Annotated in this window: 15 protein-coding genes; 11 read left to right on the top strand and 4 right to left on the bottom strand. The window is 52.4% G+C overall.

Going from position 1 to position 19792, the window contains the following annotated elements; translation table 11 throughout:
- Positions 1–77 precede the first annotated feature (77 nt).
- The 7 genes from rhaB (at position 78) to ACS18Q_RS16010 (ending at position 6658) form a co-directional block, all read left to right on the top strand.
- Positions 78–1520, top strand: coding sequence for a rhamnulokinase (gene rhaB, locus ACS18Q_RS16040; protein WP_441257984.1), 1443 nt, complete (start codon positions 78–80; stop codon positions 1518–1520).
- 10 nt (positions 1521–1530) lie between these two features.
- Positions 1531–2796 carry an L-rhamnose isomerase gene (locus tag ACS18Q_RS16035; RefSeq protein ID WP_004727638.1) on the top strand — a complete coding sequence of 422 codons (1266 nt, stop codon included), beginning with the start codon at positions 1531–1533 and terminating at the stop codon, positions 2794–2796.
- A 6-nt stretch (positions 2797–2802) separates the two neighbouring features.
- Positions 2803–3132: an L-rhamnose mutarotase gene (gene rhaM, locus ACS18Q_RS16030; protein ID WP_232281722.1), complete on the top strand. Its 330-nt coding sequence runs from the start codon at positions 2803–2805 to the stop codon at positions 3130–3132.
- Between the two features lie 22 nt (positions 3133–3154).
- Positions 3155–3979, top strand: coding sequence for a rhamnulose-1-phosphate aldolase (rhaD, locus tag ACS18Q_RS16025; RefSeq protein ID WP_014258031.1), 825 nt, complete (start codon positions 3155–3157; stop codon positions 3977–3979).
- A gap of 168 nt (positions 3980–4147) precedes the next feature.
- A complete protein-coding gene (locus ACS18Q_RS16020; protein WP_172562797.1) occupies positions 4148–4954 on the top strand; it encodes a helix-turn-helix domain-containing protein in 807 nt (268 codons plus the stop codon).
- A gap of 143 nt (positions 4955–5097) precedes the next feature.
- A complete protein-coding gene (locus tag ACS18Q_RS16015) occupies positions 5098–6024 on the top strand; it encodes a sugar kinase (RefSeq protein ID WP_004727634.1) in 927 nt (308 codons plus the stop codon).
- A 10-nt stretch (positions 6025–6034) separates the two neighbouring features.
- Complete coding sequence (locus ACS18Q_RS16010) at positions 6035–6658, top strand: bifunctional 4-hydroxy-2-oxoglutarate aldolase/2-dehydro-3-deoxy-phosphogluconate aldolase (protein WP_000854585.1); 624 nt, start codon at positions 6035–6037, stop codon at positions 6656–6658.
- A 243-nt stretch (positions 6659–6901) separates the two neighbouring features.
- On the opposite strand, the gene ACS18Q_RS16005 is transcribed toward ACS18Q_RS16010, so the two are convergent.
- The 4 genes from ACS18Q_RS16005 to ACS18Q_RS15990 form a co-directional block, all read right to left on the bottom strand.
- On the bottom strand, positions 6902–9454 hold the full coding sequence (locus ACS18Q_RS16005) for a pectinesterase family protein (RefSeq protein ID WP_441257983.1): 2553 nt from the start codon (positions 9452–9454) through the stop codon (positions 6902–6904).
- 121 nt (positions 9455–9575) lie between these two features.
- Positions 9576–11603, bottom strand: a complete 2028-nt coding sequence (locus tag ACS18Q_RS16000; protein ID WP_441257982.1) for a methyl-accepting chemotaxis protein — start codon at positions 11601–11603, stop codon at positions 9576–9578.
- A gap of 132 nt (positions 11604–11735) precedes the next feature.
- Positions 11736–13973: a right-handed parallel beta-helix repeat-containing protein gene (locus ACS18Q_RS15995; RefSeq protein WP_004727631.1), complete on the bottom strand. Its 2238-nt coding sequence runs from the start codon at positions 13971–13973 to the stop codon at positions 11736–11738.
- Between the two features lie 88 nt (positions 13974–14061).
- A complete protein-coding gene (locus ACS18Q_RS15990; RefSeq protein WP_004727630.1) occupies positions 14062–14790 on the bottom strand; it encodes an oligogalacturonate-specific porin KdgM family protein in 729 nt (242 codons plus the stop codon).
- A gap of 630 nt (positions 14791–15420) precedes the next feature.
- Between ACS18Q_RS15990 and ACS18Q_RS15985 the strand changes: the two genes are divergently transcribed.
- From ACS18Q_RS15985 to ACS18Q_RS15970, 4 genes are read left to right on the top strand one after another with little or no spacing between them, the layout of a single operon-like run.
- Complete coding sequence (locus ACS18Q_RS15985) at positions 15421–16305, top strand: carbohydrate ABC transporter permease (RefSeq protein WP_004727629.1); 885 nt, start codon at positions 15421–15423, stop codon at positions 16303–16305.
- Between the two features lie 2 nt (positions 16306–16307).
- Complete coding sequence (locus ACS18Q_RS15980) at positions 16308–17219, top strand: carbohydrate ABC transporter permease (RefSeq protein WP_143679565.1); 912 nt, start codon at positions 16308–16310, stop codon at positions 17217–17219.
- A gap of 33 nt (positions 17220–17252) precedes the next feature.
- Entirely contained in the window at positions 17253–18395 is a 1143-nt protein-coding gene (locus ACS18Q_RS15975) for an ABC transporter ATP-binding protein (protein ID WP_014258025.1), read from the top strand.
- 22 nt (positions 18396–18417) lie between these two features.
- Entirely contained in the window at positions 18418–19704 is a 1287-nt protein-coding gene (locus ACS18Q_RS15970) for an ABC transporter substrate-binding protein (protein WP_004727626.1), read from the top strand.
- The last annotated feature ends 88 nt before the right edge of the window (positions 19705–19792 follow it).

Here is a 19792-nt window from a genome sequence, read left to right as displayed (position 1 = left end):
CTGGGTGCGGTTTTTTTAAGTCTTCACCGCTGCGATTTCCCGATAATTTGCCTATACGAAACGGATAGGAGCCATTTATGGCAAAGCTATTTATCGCCGTCGACATCGGCGCATCCAGTGGCCGATTGATGGCGGGTGAGTACACCGCTGAGCAGCTCACACTGACCGAAGTCCACCGCTTCAACAACACATTGGTTGAACGCGACCAGCAGGTGTGTTGGAACCTCGACGAACTGCTCGGCCAAATTCAATACGGCGTCGACCAACTGGTCGCTGGCGGACAAGTGCCAGATTCACTGGCCATTGACACGTGGGGCGTCGATTACGTGTTACTCGACAACCAAGGCGAACGCATTGGTGAAGCCGTGTCGTACCGCGACCCGCGCACCAGCGATGCCATGAATGACTTTTTCGCCCACACGCTCACCAAAGAGCAGTTGTATGCCGAAACGGGTATTCAGTTCCTGTCGTTCAATACCCTATTCCAATTGAGCGTCGACAAACGCCTGCAAGGCCCTGAGCGCGACGCGATCGCCAGCTTGCTGATGATCCCGGATTACCTCAACTACCGCCTGACTGGCAACATGCATTTCGAGTACAGCAACGCATCAACCACGCAACTGCTCAACGCGGCGCAGCAGCAATGGAGCCCATTGCTGCTTGAATGCTGCAACATCGACCGCAACTGGATTCGCCCAACCGAGCAACCGTTCCAAGTCATCGGCGAGTACACCGTACGCGACCACGCGATTCCAGTGGTTTCCGTTGCCAGCCATGACACTGCCTCGGCCGTTATTGGCGCGCCGCTGCTAGACAGCCACAGCGCGTATCTGTGTTCAGGCACATGGTCTTTGATGGGCTTTGAGCATCACAGCCCGGTCATCAACACCTTTACTCGTGAAGCCAACATCACCAACGAAGGTGGCGCGGAAGGGCGTTACCGCATTTTGAAGAACATCATGGGACTTTGGCTGGTTCAAAACGTTCAGCGCCAAAACCCAAGCTACAGCTTCGCCGAACTGGCCACGCTGGCCGCTGCATCGACGCCATTTGCGTACCTGATTAACCCAGACGATGCTCGTTTCCTCAACCCAGAGGACATGCAGGCGGAAATCATCGCGTTCTGCCAACAAACCGGTCAGGGCACACCGCCGGATCTGGCGGCCATTGTTCGCTGCATTTACGACAGTTTGGCGCTGCAATACCTCAATGTTTTCCAAGAACTCAACCGCGTGGCCCCACACCCGTTAACGCATATTCAGGTCGTGGGCGGCGGTTCCAACAACACGTTTCTTAATCAACTGACAGCAGACGTATGTCAAACCCCAGTTTCCGCAGGCCCGGCTGAAGCATCCGCCATCGGAAATCTGATCGGGCAGCTTATTGCTCATGGTGACTTGGCTCATGTCGAAGAAGGACGCGCCCTCGTTCGCCGCTCTTTCACCTGTCACGAGTACCAGCCAAAGCCAATCAAAGGCATGGCTCAAATTTACGCGCGCTTTCAGCAATTAACTTACTAGGAATTTCACTATGTCAGACTTTCAACATATCCATGACGCTTACCAATTGGCGAAGACTCAATTTGCTCACCAAGGGATCGACACCGAGGCCGTGCTGGCACAACTCAACGACATCGCGATTTCCGTGCATTGCTGGCAAGGCGACGACGTCCGTGGATTTGAAAACCCAGAGCAAGCCCTGAGCGGCGGCATTCAAGCAACCGGCAACTACCTTGGCCGCGCCAGAACGCCGCAAGAGCTGCGTCAAGATCTGGACATGGCATTTCGCCTGATCCCGGGTAAAAAACGCCTGAACTTGCACGCCATCTACCTGGAAGCCGAGCAGCCAGTGTCGCGCGATAAAATCGAACCCAAACACTTCGCGAACTGGGTGGAATGGGCGAAACAAACCCAAACGGGCCTCGACTTTAACCCGTCGTGCTTCTCTCACCCATTGAGCGAAGATGGCATGACGCTGTCGCATCCTGACGCGGCCATTCGTCAGTTCTGGATTGATCACTGTAAAGCCAGCCGTCGCGTGTCGGAATACTTCGGCAAAGAGCTGGGCACCCCATCGGTGATGAACATTTGGGTTCCAGATGGCATGAAGGACTTGCCATTTGACCGCCTTGGTCCACGCAAACGCCTGATGGAATCGCTGGATGAAATCATCGCCGAGCCAATCGACACTCGTTTCCACAAAGACGCCGTTGAGAGCAAGCTGTTTGGCATTGGCACCGAAGCCTACACCGTCGGCAGCAACGAGTTCTACATGGGCTACGCGGCGACACGTAACATCCTGCTGTGTCTGGATGCCGGCCACTTCCACCCAACCGAAGTGATCAGCGACAAGATCAGCGCATGTTCTCTGTACGTGAATGAGTTCCTGCTGCACGTCAGCCGTCCGATTCGTTGGGACAGTGACCACGTGGTGCTGCTGGATGATGAAACACAAGCCATCGCCAATGAGATCGTGCGTCATCAAATGCTGGATCGCGTCAACATCGGCCTCGATTTCTTTGATGCCTCCATCAACCGCATCGCCGCTTGGGTAATTGGCACACGCAACATGCGTAAAGCGCTGTTGAAAGCCCTGTTGGAGCCGCATGCACAGCTCAAGCAAGCCGAAGATCAACGCGACTTCACCTCACGTTTGGCGCTGATGGAAGAATCTCGCTCAAGCCAGTGGGCGGCGGTGTGGGATTACTACTGCTTGATCAACGATGTGCCGGTGGGCGCAGATTGGCTCAACCAAGTGAAACATTACGAAACGACTGTGCTTCAAGGCCGCGACTAAGGACGCATGATGAACCCATCACATACTCGATTGGCCTTTGTGATGCAGTTAAAGCCGGGCTTTGAGGCGCAGTACCAACAACGTCACGACGAACTGTGGCCGGAGTTGGCGCAAACCCTGAAAGCCCACGGCGCCCACAACTATTCGATTTTCCTTCATCCCGACACCTTGCAGTTGTTCGGGTATGTCGAAGTCGAGTCGCAAGCGCGCTGGCAAACCATTGCAAACACCGAAGTCTGCCAACGTTGGTGGTCGTTTATGGCAGAGCTGATGGAAGTGAACGACGACAGCTCACCACAATCGACCCCATTAACCGACATGTTCTATTTGGCATAAGCAACGATTCAGGAACGAGAAAATGCACACACTTACCCTTAACGCAGCGGTGCTGCGTGAAATCAGCAAAGTCTCCGAAGTGGCCGAATATTTGTGGCAACGCGAATGGGCAGAGCGCAACGGCGGCAACATTTCGGTCGACATCACCGAAATCTTTGGCCCGGTACCAGCCAACCTCAACGACTTTCCACACTGCTCGCTGACCATGGTGGGCGATGATGTGTTCCCGCTTGAAGCGGCCGGCCACATCTTCTACGTCAAAGGCACCGGCGAGCGCATTCGCGAACTGCGTGACCCAGAATTAGCCGGTTGCGTGCTGCGCATCGATGATGAAGCGAAAGGCTATCACCTGCTGTGGGGTGGCCGCGGCAATCCAAACTTCGCGCCAACCAGCGAATTCATTTCGCACGTCGAGATCATTCTGGCCAAACAGCGTGCCGGCTCACCTGATCGCTGCGTGGTGCACACGCACCCGCTGGAGCTGATTGTGCTGTCGCACCACGCCGACTACGCCCACAATGAACTCGCGTACACGCACGCTTGCTGGCAAATGTTGCCGGAGGTTCGCGCCTTCGTCCCAAGAGGCATTGGCATCGTGCCGTACTGCATGCCCGGCAGCAAACAAATGGCCGATGGCACACGTGACAAACTGGCCACGTTTGATGTGGCGGTGTGGGAAAAACACGGCGCCGTGGCAACCGGACGTGATGCGCTAACGGCTTTCGATTACATCGACGTGGCCAATAAAGGCGCGAAGCTGTTCCTCAAATGTCTGGCCAGTGGCTTTGTGCCAGAAGGCGTCAGTGAAGCGCAAATGCACGACCTGAAAGTGACGTTTAACCTCTGATCCCATGCGCGCCCGTTGCCTCCCCCGACCTCAACGGGCGCGAAACATATAAGCCGATCACGTTTATCAAACTTGGCCGAATTGAACGGCATATCTATGATCCCGCTCACTTGAGTTTGATGCGCATTTTCATTACTTTCTACTTCGCATAGAAAGGAAAATGAAATTATGTTTCAATTAAATTGTAATGATTTCTTCAATAATTCAGATGCGACTATTTGCACCGAGGTGCGTGCGCCTCAGGAAGATTTTCCCGAGCACAGCCATGACTTTCATGAGCTGATGATCGTCACCAAAGGTGCGGGTCAGCATATTCTTAACGACGTCCCGATTAACTTGGCTCAAAACTATATTTGTTATATTTCACCCAAAGATCGCCACTTGTTCGAGCAATCGGACAATCTGCATCTCACCAATATTTTATTTCAAAAAAACAAACTGGCTTATTCTCCCCTGCTGAAAAGCGTGCTCCCGAAAGAGAGCGATGCGCAGCAAAGTTGGTACATCAGTACCGAAACCATGAAAAAAGTGTGCACCTTGATGGCGCAGATCGAGCACGAATCCAGCCTGCATTCGGTGGAATCTCGCCTGATGACCGAAGCGCTGTTTCAACAATTGGTGGTCGAAATTTCTCGCGGACGCCTCACTTCGCAAAGCAACAATGCGTCCGACAACAGCATTTTGAAGATCATCGATTGGATCCAAAACAACTACGCGGAAGAGTTCAACGTGGGCGATATCTCCGATCAATTTGAGATCTCCTCGCGCACGCTCAGCCGCCGGATCAAACAAGTCACCAACTTGTCATTCAACAACTATGTGCATCGCGTGCGCATTAACCACGCCATGAACTTGCTGCACTATTCTGACCTTTCGGTCACGGACATTGCATTCCAAGTTGGGTATAAAGACAGCAACTACTTCAGCACCAAATTCAAGCGATTCACCAACAAAACCCCCACTGAATTTCGTTAAACGACCTTCAAACGGTTTTTCTTCGATGAATAATCGCAAACAAAGACTGAACTCACAATTTAAATGAACCATCGTTTTAATTTTATTGTTTCAGTCTTTGTTTATTGCCATAATGGCGCCAGATTATTTTGAGGAGTACCCCAATGAAGGTGAATCGAGTCGCGGTTATCGGCGAGTGCATGGTTGAATTGCAAAAAACCGACGATCAACTCAAGCAAAGTTTTGGTGGCGACACGCTGAACACAGCGCTGTACCTGTCTCGCTTAACGCAACAACATGGCGTCACAACCGCTTACGTCACTGGGCTGGGTAAAGATCCGTTCAGCAAAGAGATGTTGGCCAATTGGCAGCAAGAAGGTCTCAATACCGACTTGGTGCAGATCTCAGACAACAAGCTGCCCGGCATTTACGCGATTGAAACCGCACCCGATGGTGAACGCAGCTTCTTCTACTGGCGTAACGATTCTGCAGCGAAATACTGGCTGCGTGACGGTTCCGTGGAAAGCTTTGCAGCCGCGCTGAGCCAGAACCAAGTGATTTACCTGAGTGGCATCAGCTTGGCGATTCTGCCGACCGATTGCCGCGAAAAATTGGTTGAACTGCTGACGCTCTGCCGCAAAGATGGGGTGAAAGTCGCCTTTGATAACAACTTCCGCCCAGCCTTGTGGGAATCGCTCGATGCAGCACGTGACATGTACGCCAGCATTCTGCGTTTAACCGACATCGCTTTCCTGACATTTGACGACGAAGTGATGCTATACGGCGACAGCGAAGAACAGCAAGCGATTGAACGCACGCAAGCGTTCGGCGTGAAAGAAATTGTCGTGAAACGTGGCGCGCAAGAGTGCTATGTTGTGACCCCCAATGATTTCATCGCCGTCCCTGCGGTGAAAGTCAGCAACGTGGTGGATACCACCGCAGCGGGCGACTCATTCAGTGCCGGTTATCTGGCAAAACGTCTGACAGGCGGCAGCACTGTCGACTCTGCGGTAGCTGGCCACACGTTGGCAGGCACCGTCATTCAACATCGTGGGGCCATTATCCCGCGCGATGCTATGCCTCTCATTTAAGGAAGAACACATGAAAACTCTTAACGAGCAACTGAGCGACATCAAAGTCGTTCCCGTGATTGCAATTCAAGATGCAAACAAAGCCGTCAAACTGGCCCAAGTGCTAGTTGAAAACGGCCTGCCATGCGCTGAAGTGACATTCCGTACTGAGCAAGCAGCACAAGCCATGAAAAACATGCGCGAAGCGTTCCCAGAAATGCTGATTGGCGCAGGCACCGTGCTGACCACGGCGCAAGTTGATCAAGCGATCGACGCAGGCGTGGACTTCATCGTCAGCCCAGGTTTGAACCCAACGACCGTGAAATACTGTCAGCAACGTGGCGTGGCAATCGTCCCTGGCGTGAACAACCCAAGCTTGGTTGAACAAGCGATGGAACTGGGCCTGAAAACAGTGAAATTCTTCCCAGCAGAACCATCAGGCGGCGTGGCGATGCTTAAAGCCCTGACGGCGGTTTACCCAGTGAACTTCATGCCAACAGGCGGCGTGAATCCAAACAACGTGAAAAATTACCTTGCGATCCCAGCCGTACTGGCCTGTGGTGGCACGTGGATGGTACCGAACGATCTCATCGACAACGAAAAATGGGACGAACTGGCGGCGCTGGTCAAAGAAGTCGCCGGTATCATCGCTTAATCCTTACCGATCCTTTCGAGACCATCATCTCGACCTTGATTTTACTCCTGCAGCCCAAGACTGCTCGCGAACTGGTAGAAATCCATGCCTGCCAGTTTGCGGTCAGAATGCATAGGTGTTTGCCCATACTTCGGTATGGGCTTTTTTTTTATCTGTCGAACGGGTAAAAAAATCGGGGCCAAAGCCCCGACACTATTTGATGCTGCGATCTAACTGGTGCAGCGATTGAGCTGATACAACGATTTAGATGTTCTCAGTGAACGAGGCGATTTGAGCGCGCATTTCATCCCATACCAGCTCCGCGACCAATTGCGCGCCCGCTTGCTGGAAGTGCGTGGTATCGGGCTTATCGAGGCTGCCGGTACGCCCTTGGTAATACGGGTAATCGTTCGGGTCGACCGCCAACCACAGGTGACGCCAATCGCCTTGTTGGTTTGTCGCTTCAATCATTCGTTGTTGAATATCGAGCACAGGCACCTGATGCAAGCGCGCGGTATCAAGCACGGTTTGATAGTAACTGCCCACAAACTCAAAGCCATGTTGGCTGTTTTGGCGCGTCACATGCTGCTGCGTCGTCAGCGGTAACTCGGGACGATTGCTGTCGTTACGCACACGCGGCACAGAAGTGAGCAGTACCGGCTGCATGTTGTGTTCCAGCGCAAACTCAATGTAGCGCTCTAAAGAGCGTTGGAACGACAAAGCCTCTTCGCCTTGCGGAAACTGCACCTGACCATTGGTATCGTTGGGATAAGTACACAAATTGAGGACATCGACCTCACCGCGACCGCTGGCAGCGCGATTACACTTCGAATCGTTGTGACCAAACTGAATAAACAGGTAATCGCCCGCTTTCACCATCGGTTCAAGATGGCTTAACCACAGGCCGTTGATGAAATCACGCGAGCTGCGCCCAGAGCGCGCCGCATTCACCACCGCCAAATTTGGCATGTCACTCAATTTTTCCGCCAACGCTTGGCCCCATCCCATGCGCGGAAACACATCCGGCTCGTAATTCGAGGCGGTGGAATCCCCAACAATAAACAGGCGCGTTTCGGCGTTTTGAACGCGCTGACGCTGCATGGCGAGCTGATCGGCGGTCACCAAATACTGCGACACCGCATTGAGGTTGATGATCGGCTGAAATGCAGCGTCGGTTAACGCCACTTGATTCGCCAGCCCCGTACGGCTGTTGTAGCCGCGGTTGTGCACGACGTTGTCCGCCAGCGCTTTCATCTGTGGATGCAGGGTAGGCGCATACGACACGGGGGAATTCAGGGCGTCTTGCCCGCCGTTCAACTGACGAAATTGCTGGTTGGTCTCAAGCCAGATTTGACGAGAGAACGCGGGCAGGCGTTCGAGTTCCAGCAGATGCTGCGGGCCGTCGATGCCTTCTCGCGTCGCCAGATTGGAGACTTGTAAATCACTGAAAGGGTTGATGTTACCGGTCGAGACAGCATTGTTATTCAAATCCACCACCAACGCCGTTGCACACACCGAACGCACTTGGTCGCTGTGCAAGCACGATGACCCACTGCGATCATCGGCACTGACCAGCAGCGGTCCCGTCATGCCCGCAATCGACAGTTGGTATCGCCCTTTGGCATCGGTTTGTGTTTGGCGCTGCTTGCCCGCGCTGTCACGCACGGTTACCTGTGCAGGGAAGCGCATCAGGTTGTGTAGCACTTCGCCGTGTAACTCACTGTTTTGCCCCAGCGACAGATCCGCTTGCCAGCCCGAGAGCACTTTGTCGTCGCTGTATTGACTCAGTGCCGCCGTTTTCAGTTGTGGGCGTTGTTCACCCAACGCCGCGCCCGGGCCTCGGCTTTCATATTCCCAGAAACGGGAATCTTGCGGATAGAACCAGATGGTTTGTTGATCGATATCGCGACCGCTCATCTTGTCCCAGCCGTAAATGTGGTCGTCCATGTCGCAATCAATAAACGCCGCATGACCAATGGCGTTCGGATCCGCGTAACGGCCATCAGCAAACGTGGTGGTGGGGTGCCAAGGACGCCCTAAACCGTAGCTGTCTGCTGGCACGCCCTCTTCCTTGGTCAAACGGCAATCTTTAAATACCAAGCCAAAGGGTTGCTCAATGTTGGTGGACGGCGCGGTGATGTAGCCATACGGCGTGCCCGGCGCAACGTCAAAGCGGTTGCGCGCCACCAGCTCGGTGGACTTAAACAACCCGGTGCCGTGGCCAAAAATAAAATCGACGTTACCGCTAATCACGGATTCTTCAAACACGCTGCGTCCCCCGCGCAAATAGAGCGTGTCTTGATAGCCGACCAGATTCACATCTTTAAATTGGGCGCGATCTGCTTTTTGCGCCACCATCAACGCCACGGCTTGTGTGTCGCGTAACTTGGTGGGGTCGTTGGCGTCTTTGGCTTGGTTCGCGTTGAAATCAAAGCCATTTTCAATCGTGACCGTGCGCGCTTTAAAATCGAGGGCATTGACGTACACCGTGCGGCTGCCCGCGGTGCCCGTTCGCACGCCATTGGCATCGAGCGTGCCATTGGCAAACGATGCGGTGATGATGGTGCGATCCCGATCTTCGCCGATCAAATAGAGGTTGTTCCGCGTGATATTGAGTCGCTCGGGGTAAATGCCTTTGCGAATGTAGATGACGTATTGCTGATTATTCTGCGGGGCCGCGTCAATGGCTTGTTGGACCGACGTGAAGTCGCCACTGCCATCTTTCGCCACCACCACGTCATACAAAGGGATAGCGGCACTGGCGCTGCCACACATCAGCGACGAAATCCCAATAGCTAACCGACTGATACGATTCATGGTTCTCTTCCTTTCATTTGAATGATACGCCCAACAGGCGTTGAAATTCACAAACAACACCGACCTGGGCGGTGGTACAGAAATCAAAAACGATGCAGGTGCCTCCATCGGCGCAAAGCCATCAATGGAAATAGGCCACTTGCGCTTCCAGCGCGCTGGCATCCTGCTGCAAACGCTCGGCACTTTGCGCGGTTTGCTCCGTGCTGCTGCGCCCCAATGCATTGAGTTCGCTGATCTGGCTGGCGTTGTCAGCCACCTGCGATGACACCTGCGCTTGCTCTTCCACCGCAGCCGCAATGGCCTCCGATTGCTGGGCGATGGACGCCACTTGCGACGCAATCGCCTGTAGCGCGGTTCCGGCCTGCGCCGAGTGCGTTTGCACTTCGCTCACTTTGCGCTGGCTCTGCTCGGTGAGCGTCACAGCACTCGCCGTGGAGCGGCGTAATTCATCAATGATGGTGACCACGTTTTGCACCGAGCTTTGGGTGCGATGCGCCAACGTGCGGACTTCATCGGCCACGACCGCAAAGCCGCGCCCCTGCTCACCGGCGCGCGCGGCTTCAATCGCCGCATTCAGCGCCAACAAGTTGGTCTGCTCGGCAATGTCATCAATCATTTGGGTTAACTGTTGAATCCGCTCGCTGTTCTCGTCCACTTGGCGAATCGCCTCGGTCGAGCGCGTCAATTGCGCCAACAGTTCGTCAACGTGCGTGCCCACCGTCGCGACCACCGCCAGCCCCTGCTGCGTATCGCGGTTGGCATGCTGAACATTGTCGGCGATCACGTCGATCTGCTGGGCAGAATCGCGGGCGGAGGTCGCCATCTGTTCAATGGCCGCCACCACTTGTTCAATCTGCTGTTGCTGGCTTTCCGATTGCGTCAGATTGGTGTGCGCGTCGCGCGCGACACTGACCGATTGCGCGGTGATGCGCTGGCTGGTCTCACGAATCTGCGCCACCAATTGGTTCAGCGCTTGGGCCATCTGCCCGGCCCCTTGAGTGAGTAACACCATTTCGTTATGAGACGTGCCACTGGGCGCCGCCAAATGAAGACTCACTTCGCCTTGCGCCATTTTCGCCATCGTGACGCGCAATGGGCCCAGCGGTTTCAACACGCGATGAATCACGCCGCTCATCACCACATAGGTCAGCGCGCCCACCAGCAAAGAAATCAAGGCGATCAACGTGAGTAACTGCTGACTACTTTGGGTAATTTCATCCACCTGAGTGCCGCCCAAAACAAGCCAGTTCCAGCCCGGCACCGTGGTGTAGAGTCGATAATGCTGAACGCCGTCGACGGTAAAGTTGACGCGGCCTTGGGGCGCATCACGCAAATTGGCAAAGGGCATCGCGCCACTTGCATCGCGATAGGCCACGATGGAACGAGAAGCTGCGCGGGCATCCACGCTGCCCAATAAAAACTCGCCAAACCGATCGCGCGCGCCATTCACCACCCAAGTTTCACCGCTCGTGCCCCAATGAATGGCTTTGAGCGACGTCAGAATGCTGACCGTGGCTTGATCCACCGGCAGCGCCACACTCAATACCCCCGCGACATCGCCCTGCGAGTCCTTTAATGGCGAGTAATAGTTGATGTAATCACGCCCGTTGTCCGGCGTGAGTTCGACAAAATCTTTGCCTTGGCGCAGCGCAGCATAGGCCGCATGCTTGGCATCAAGCGGTTGTAAAATCAGTCGGCGATTGTCACTGGCGAGCATCGAACTGGCGATACTCAGCCAATGATCGTTGGAAGCGCTGTAGAGGGTGACAAATGCACCGGTATCGCGCGTGAACATATCCACGATGTCGGTATTGTTGACCAGCGGTAACCCGTAGAGGTGGATGTTACGAATCGGTTGTCCGGCAAACGCCATCACGTCATTGCTGATCTCATACCCAGCCAGATAGCCGTTTTCAAACGTTGAACTGAGCACATGCGTGGTGTTGACATAGGCATTGAATTGGCCGCCGATGGTTTGTGCGACGGCTTCGAGTTTGGAGCGTTGCTCGTCGTAGCGGGTGTCGAGCAAGATGTCAGAGGCGGTGCGATACACCAGTGTTGCAATCGCGCTAAAGGCGATCAGCAAGCAGAGCATGATGATCAGTTTGAGCTGGAATCCGACACTGCGGTGCGTAAAAAAGGCGTTCATAGTCGTCCCTGTCGCCGTCACGTACGGCGATACGTGTCTCACCGCTCAACACGCGTCGAGCAGAAGACCCAAAAGAAAAATCAAGCGAAAAAAAAGAGTGGCTCCCGACAGAAAGCCACTCCAAAAGGACGATTAGTCCATGTTTAAGATATTTCGAATCTGTTCCACTTGCTGATGACCCGGATGCGATTCAGTCTCCGTTAGCAGCGCAGCCGCTTTCAGCTCTGCTAGCGGTGAGAGATCCACAGCCTTGCCTTGGTCATCCACCGTGATGCCATCGCGAATAAAGCGGTTGTTTTTCAGGGTGTCACCGTTGACCACATCGCTGTATTGGCTGGTCACATGGAAGCGGTAAGACTGGTTGTTCGTAAACGTGCCTTGCTTGCCTGCTTTTTCGTAAGGGCTCTTACGGAACAGGTAGTTAAAGCGTACGTTGTCGATCGCCACGTTGTTTTCCAACGTCAACGCGCCTGGGTTAAAGTTGTCGGTAAACCCGTCCATGTTGTTGTGGTAAGCCAAGCTGTTCTTCACGATGTGCGCCACCGGCAGACCTTCGCCACCCAGTTTGAAGCCGTTTCCGCGAGTGCCGCCTTTCGCTTCGACATCCATGGTTTGACCGTTCATGTACGCCACAGAATCCAAAATGGTCACCACGCCGTTCGCGCCGTCTTCCACTTTGTTAAACAGATCCCAGCCGTCGTCGATGTTGTGGTGCGACGCACAGCGAATGAAGGTGTTGCCGTCACCAATACGCATCTTGGCCGCAAAGCCATCGGCGTTGATTTGTGACTTATCCATGTTGTTGAAGCTTTCACTGTCAGTCACTGTGTTGTGGCTTGCCCACAGCGCACGGCCGATTTTCTCTGGCGACGAGATTTGGAAGCCGGTGTCTGGCGCGCCATGTGTCACCATGTGGGAGAAGTGGTTGTGGCTGCCATGCACGATGGTGCGCGCCCCAAACACTTCAATGTTCGACACATTCCAGTAGTTGGCTTGGTGAAGGTAATCACCCACGAAACGCACCTGATCGCCCGCAGTTTTCAGCGTTTTCATCGCCTCTGGTGTGCCGCTGGCCGAGACTGGCAGCGTCAGACCGGCGTAATCACCATCTTCCAGCACAATCGTGCCACCCGGAGGCAGCAGTTTCACCGCAGCATCGAGCGTCATGCGGCCATCCGTGCCGTTTGGATTCACGCGAATTTCCATCGGGTTGTTCACCGCGACTTTCTCGACGCTCTGCTGGTAACTGAGCGGCTGAAGATCCGGGCCTTCGATTGGGGTAAACGTGACATTGAATTGGGTTGAAGCTTGCGTCAGCGTGGTCGGGAAACCAAACATTTCACCCGCTGATACCGCTTGTTTGTCCGCCAAGAGCTGGCCATTTTGCGTGACGCTGAAGGTGCCACTGTAGTTGGCACGCGCTTGTACGGTGTAGTTGTCGATCGCCGATTGATCCGCCGAAGCTTGTTGCAACACTGGGTTGTCCAAGCGCGCTTGGTAACGCGGCGCATCCACAGTGTTGGCATTTGACAAAGTCAGTGCCACGTCGGTGACTGTCATTTTGGCGTTGCGTGAAGCAAAGAAGCCCACGTATTGGTGCTTGCCGTCTTGCATCTGCACGATGTTGGCATTCGCGCCGCGCACTTCCTGAGTTTGCTTCACGGTGCCGTCATCGTAACTCACCACATAGCCGTCATCGGTTCGCGTGAGCGTCATGTGGTAGGTTTTACCCGGGCCAAACTGCACGCCTTTGATAAATTCGTTGTGGGTCATGCGGTTGCCTGCAGTACCCCACGGTTGGTAAATCCCTTCGCGGTAAGACGCATTGATGTTGGCTAACCCGTTGTGCTCTTTCTTGTTCGCACGCACGAGGTTCATCACCATGTTGGATGCCGCCGGAAACTCTTCCAAACCTTGCGGCTGTGGATCCAAACGCGCTTCACCCAGAATATCGCGCACCATCAGGCCTGCACCTTCTTGGCGGTTCGGCGTTGATCCGGTTTCAGGGCCCAGTTGGTCGATGGTCACGTTCGCAGACAAGGTGAAGTTCACATCGGTCGGTAATTCGGTGTAATAGAACGTGCCGCCTTCATGCGAGTTCGCAATTTTGCCGCCACGGCTTTCAATGGTGAACTGAGACGCAACCGGCCCCGGCTGAACCTCTTGGCCATTGGCCACCACGTGGTTCAAGCCCACTTTTTCCGGCAAGATCGTCGAACCGAAGTTCAAATCGGTCGACTGACCAAATGTGATCGCTTGCCAAACTGCCTGGCTACCATCGAGGTTTGAAACCGGTGAAACAGAAGTCGTCGAACAGGCAGACAGCGCCAGCGCAGAAGCGATGCATAATGCAATGGGTGTTTTTTTCATCAGAGCACCTTTAGCAGAAAAAAAGCTGGCTCAGAGTGAACACTTAGAGCCAGAGGAGTTATGGACAGGTTTTGATTAATTCGATGTGTTAGAAGTTGTACTTCATGCCGACACGGAAACGTGGGCGGTAAGAATCAACATCGGCATCATCTTTGCGAGACGGCGTCATACCGAACTCACCGAATGGACGCCAACCACTTTCAAGGCCGCGGTATTCCGCTGTGAAGTTCACTTCACTGATGCCATGGCTGTCATCTTTGTAGACGATGTCTGACGATTGTTTCCAGGTGTAATCCAGTGATGCACCCAGTGACCACAGATCAAAGCCGGTGTAGCCCGCGCCGAATGTCCAGCGGTTGTAGTGTGAGCTTTCATCGACGTTTGGTTTGGTTTCGTAGTGGTAACGGTGACGGAATGACGCGCTCCAGTCGCTGTTGATTTTGTAGCCCAGTGTCAGGTTGAACTGGTTACCCATTTTGCTGTCGTTCGATTCCCATTTGTACTGCGGGGTCAGTGTGAATGAGTCAGACAGGCGGTAACGGTAGCTCACGTTTGCTTGTTGGCCGTTACCTGCGAATTCATCAAATGCTTTCTCATTTTCATCACTGGCTTTTTGGTTGGAGCGCCATTTCGCTTCCACTTCAAAGCCAATGCCGTTGTCAAAGCGATGGCTCACTGCGATACGGTCGCGATGTTGGGCCTTAGCGCGATCGCCGTGCTCTGGCGAGAACTCATGACGAATGTTAATGGTGGCTGCACTTGCTGCCGCAGAAGTAAGTGCAAGAAGGACGGCAGTGGTAAGGATTTTAGCTTTCATAATTTGAAACACCGTTTTGTTTTGTTGGATTTAGAGTTTCATTTTATAAATCCTGTTCCATTGTAAAAGTGAGAAATAGACAAAGTGTGATCGATGAAACTGCGCAAAGGCCAAAGAGTCAAATATGTGTGATCAAAGTTGAAATAACGTTTTATTTTTAAGTTCAAATAAATATCTATTTAATTTTAGAATCACAATAAACGTAAGAATAGCCTGACAAATAAAATCGGCAAAATCTTAAAAATGATAATTATATTGATTTAAATCAAAAAACAAATTTATCAATAGTGCACTCAACTCGCTTAATCAAAACCGACACCCATCCCTCCCATTTAGACCGAAAGTTAATCTTATAAAAAACAAAAAGTTATAGATAAAAATAAGTAACTCTCACATCTCCATCAAACAACGCGACAAACATCACATCTAAAAGGATGACAGCACCAAAACAAAACGTTGTTTCACATTTTTATTTTAATTTATTTAAAAATAATAATATCCGATCACATTTATCAAAACGTCATGTGGCAAATAAAATTTTATCGGCGTTAAATAAAAACCGAAACCGAGGAGTGATTTCGGAGCGATGCTTTCTACTTTTCGGTGAATAAAACTAACGAGGACAAGAAAATGTATGAAAATCGTAAGCTAGGATTGGCATACCTCTCTCCCTACATTATCGGGTTGATTGTGTTTACTGCCTTTCCTTTCGTTTCGTCATTTCTGATGAGCTTTACCGATTACGACTTAATGACCGCACCTGAATTTGTCGGCATTGAGAACTATCGATACATGCTCACAGAGGATGATTTATTCTGGAAATCAATGAGCGTGACGTTTGCGTACGTTTTCTTGACCATTCCAGTCAAACTGGCGTTTGCGTTATTTATTGCCTTTATTTTGAACTTCAAGCTCAAAGGCATCGGCTTTTTCCGCACCGCTTACTACATCCCTTCCATTCTCGGCAGCAGTATCGCGATCGCTGTTCTATGGCGCGCTTTGTTTGCCATCGATGGTGTCTTGAACGGCATGCTGGGCTTTATTGGTTTTGATCCAGTGAACTGGTTGGGTGAACCTGCATTCGCACTGTTCTCTATCACGTTATTGCGTGCATGGCAGTTCGGTTCAGCGATGGTGATCTTCTTGGCTGCGTTGCAAAACGTACCGCAATCTCAGTATGAAGCCGCGATGATCGACGGTGCGAGCAAATGGCAGATGTTCATGAAAGTGACCGTGCCACTGATTACGCCAGTGATTTTCTTCAACTTCATCATGCAAACCACGCAGGCATTCCAAGAGTTTACCGCGCCGTATGTCGTCACCGGTGGTGGCCCAATGAAGTCAACGTACCTGATTTCACTCTACATCTACGAAACCGCGTTTAAGTTCTTCGACATGGGTTACGGCAGTGCGCTGGCTTGGTCGTTGTTCATCGTTGTTGCGATTTTCACCGCCATCACGTTCCGTTCTTCAAAATACTGGGTGTTCTACTCCGGTGACAAGGGAGGCAAATAATCATGTCTACAACCATCACTGCCCAAAACGGGGCGAATGAAGTTAACGCCAGTAACGTTGAAAACGAACGTACACTGCGCCGCGAGAAGATCAACGCCACGATCCGTTACGTCGTGCTGATCAGCGTCGGCATTATGATGCTTTACCCATTGTTGTGGATGTTCTCTGCGGCAATGAAACCCAACCACGAGATCTTCTCTTCCATGAGCCTCATTCCAAGCGAATGGAGCATGGAAGGTTTTATCAACGGTTGGAAAACCGGTACGGAATACACCTTCGGCCACTACATCATGAATACCTTCTTGTATGTATTGCCAAAAGTGTTCTTTACCGTGGTGTCTTCAACCATCGTGGCCTACGCTTTTGCCCGCTTTGATATTCCGTGGAAAAAGTTCTGGTTCGCGACTTTGATCGCCACCATTTTGTTACCTCAGTCAGTCCTACTGATTCCTCAGTACCTGATGTTCCGTGAGATGGGTCTGCTAGACAGCTACTTACCGCTGTACCTGCCACTGGCATTTGCAACGCAAGGTTTCTTCGTCTTCATGTTGGTGCAGTTCCTACGTGGCGTACCAACAGACATGGAAGAAGCGGCAATGATTGACGGCTGCAACTCGTTCCAAGTGTTGTGGTACGTCGTGGTTCCGGTGATTCGTCCGGCCATCATTTCAGTTGCACTGTTCCAGTTCATGTGGTCAGTGAACGACTTCCTTGGCCCACTGATCTACGTATCGAGCGTAGAGAAGTACCCGATTGCACTGGCTCTGAAAATGTCTATCGACGTCACTGAAGGCGCACGATGGAACGAGATTCTGGCCATGGCATCGATCGCCATCATCCCATCAATCATCGTCTTCTTTATGTCTCAAAAATACTTCGTTGAAGGCGTGACCAGCAGCGGCATTAAAGGCTGATTTTGGAATTAAACAAGTTTTGGAGTTAAAACAATGGCTGAAGTGAAATTCAACAAATTAGAAAAAGTCTATTCCAACGGATTCAAAGCCGTACACGGCATCGACCTGACCATCAACGAAGGTGAATTCCTGGTGATCGTTGGCCCATCGGGCTGTGCGAAATCGACCACACTGCGCATGCTCGCTGGTCTGGAAAACATCACCGGTGGCGAAGTCACCATCGGCAACAAAGTGGTGAACAACCTGCCACCGAAAGATCGCGGTATCGCGATGGTGTTCCAGAACTACGCCCTGTACCCGCACATGACCGTGCGTGAAAACTTAGGGTTTGGTCTGAAGCTGCAAAAGCTGCCTAAAGAAGAAATTGAACAACGTGTGAACGAAGCCGCCAAGATCCTAGAGATCGAAGAGCTGCTTGAGCGTCTGCCTCGCCAGTTGTCTGGTGGTCAGGCACAGCGTGTGGCCGTGGGCCGCGCCATCGTGAAAAAACCGGATGTATTCCTATTCGACGAACCGCTTTCGAACCTCGACGCTAAGCTTCGTGCCTCCATGCGCGTGCGCATTTCGGATCTGCACAAGCACCTGAAAGCGGAAAATCGTCCCGCTACGGCGGTTTACGTCACGCATGACCAAACCGAAGCCATGACCATGGGTGATCGCATCTGTGTCATGAAGCTGGGTGAAATCATGCAAGTTGACACCCCTGATGAGCTGTACAACAACCCGGTCAACATGTTCGTGGCCGGCTTCATCGGCGCACCAGAAATGAACCTACGCGATGTCACACTCGAAGACATCGACGGCGAATTGGCGGTGCAGATCGAAGGCCAGCGCCTCACCATCTCGGCAGAGAAAGCAGCGAACATCAAAGCCCACGGTTACAACAAAACCGTGCTGGGCATTCGCCCAGACAACATCACACTGAACCTGACTGACGAAGTGCCAGAAGGCATGCAATCGCTCATCGGTGACGTGATTCGTATGGAAAACATGGGCCACGAAGTGTTTGTTTACTTCCGCGTGGGTAAAGAAGAGTTCACGGCGCGTGTGCCAATCGACGATGTGAAAGCGAAACTCAACATGGAATTGAAACGCGGTGTGAGCTTCATGGTGGACATGAACAAAGCACACATTTTCGATAAAGAAACTGAAAAGAACATCTCCCTAAAAAAATAAATTAGCTTGGAGGCTAAACCCTATGAACATGAAACGAACGCTGCTATCAACGCTGACTGCGCTTGCGCTAGGTGGTATGGCTGCCAGTGCCTACGCACAAACGGAACTGCGTATGTCTTGGTGGGGTGGCAACGCCCGCCACCAAGCAACCCTACAAGCGCTGGAAAAATTCCATGAGAAATACCCAGACATCGTCGTGAAAGGGGAATACACCGGTTGGGATGGTCACTTGTCGCGCCTAACCACGCAAATCGCAGGGAACACTGAGCCAGACGTCATGCAGACCAACTGGAACTGGTTGCCTATCTTCTCTCGCGATGGCGGCGGCTTCTATGACATGACCCAGAAGAAAGATGCGTTGCAGCTCAGCGAGTTCCCGCAACAAGCGATCAACATGACCACCGTCAACAGCAAGATCAACGGTTTGCCGGTGAGCATGACGTCACGCGTGTTCTACTACAACAAGGACATTTGGGCGAAAGCAGGCGTGGATTATCCAAAAACTTGGGATGATCTGATGAAAGCAGGCCAAGCCTTCAAACAGAACTTGGGCAATGGTTATTACCCACTGGTGATTGAAGCCCGTGACGTGTTTGCGATGAACCGTTCGCTGTACATCCAAAAACATGGCCGAGACATTATCGATCACGACACCAACCTGCTGGCGTTCAACGAAAAAGAGATGACGGAGTTCTTCCAGCTGTATGTGGATCAAGTCAACAGCCACGTGTTCCCATCAACCAAAGAGTTCGCCTCTTACGGGAAAGGGAACTTGTACGAAATGCGCCCTTGGATCGACGGTCGTTTCGGTGGTCTTTACATGTGGGATACCGCCGTTGAGAAATACGCCGACAACCTACAACCCCCAATGTCACTGGAGTTAGGTCCTTACCCAATGAGTGAAAACGCCGTGGAAGCAGGCCTGTTGGCACGCCCATCCATGATGTTATCTATCGGTCGTAACACCAAAAACCCAGATGCAGCGGCCAAACTGGTGAACTTCCTGCTCAACGATCCTGTGGGTATTGAAGCGCTGGGGCTGACCCGTGGTATTCCAATGAGCCACGCGGGTCTGTCTACGCTGCAAGAGAGCGGTCACATCGATCCAAACAGCTTGTCGTTCCTGGGTTATGAGCAGGCAAAAGAGCTTCCACAGAAGATCATGCCAACCACATACACCGACAACGCACAGTTGATGGAACTATTTAGTGAAGAGATGCAACGCCTCGACTACGGCCGTGCCTCGGTTGAAGATGCAGCGAAAAACTTCCTGCGTCGTGGTAACCGTGTACTGAACCGTATGAACTAACAACCCAACCACCAGCACCCCGCAAGGGGTGCTGAATTGTTTTCACGAAGTAATCAACGCTAAGCCCGGCGCTTAACCTTGTTTATTT

The organism is Vibrio sp. Vf1514 (genome assembly GCF_052076135.1).
GTDB lineage: Bacteria > Pseudomonadota > Gammaproteobacteria > Enterobacterales > Vibrionaceae > Vibrio > Vibrio furnissii.
This window is presented reverse-complemented; position numbering and strand designations above follow the sequence as displayed.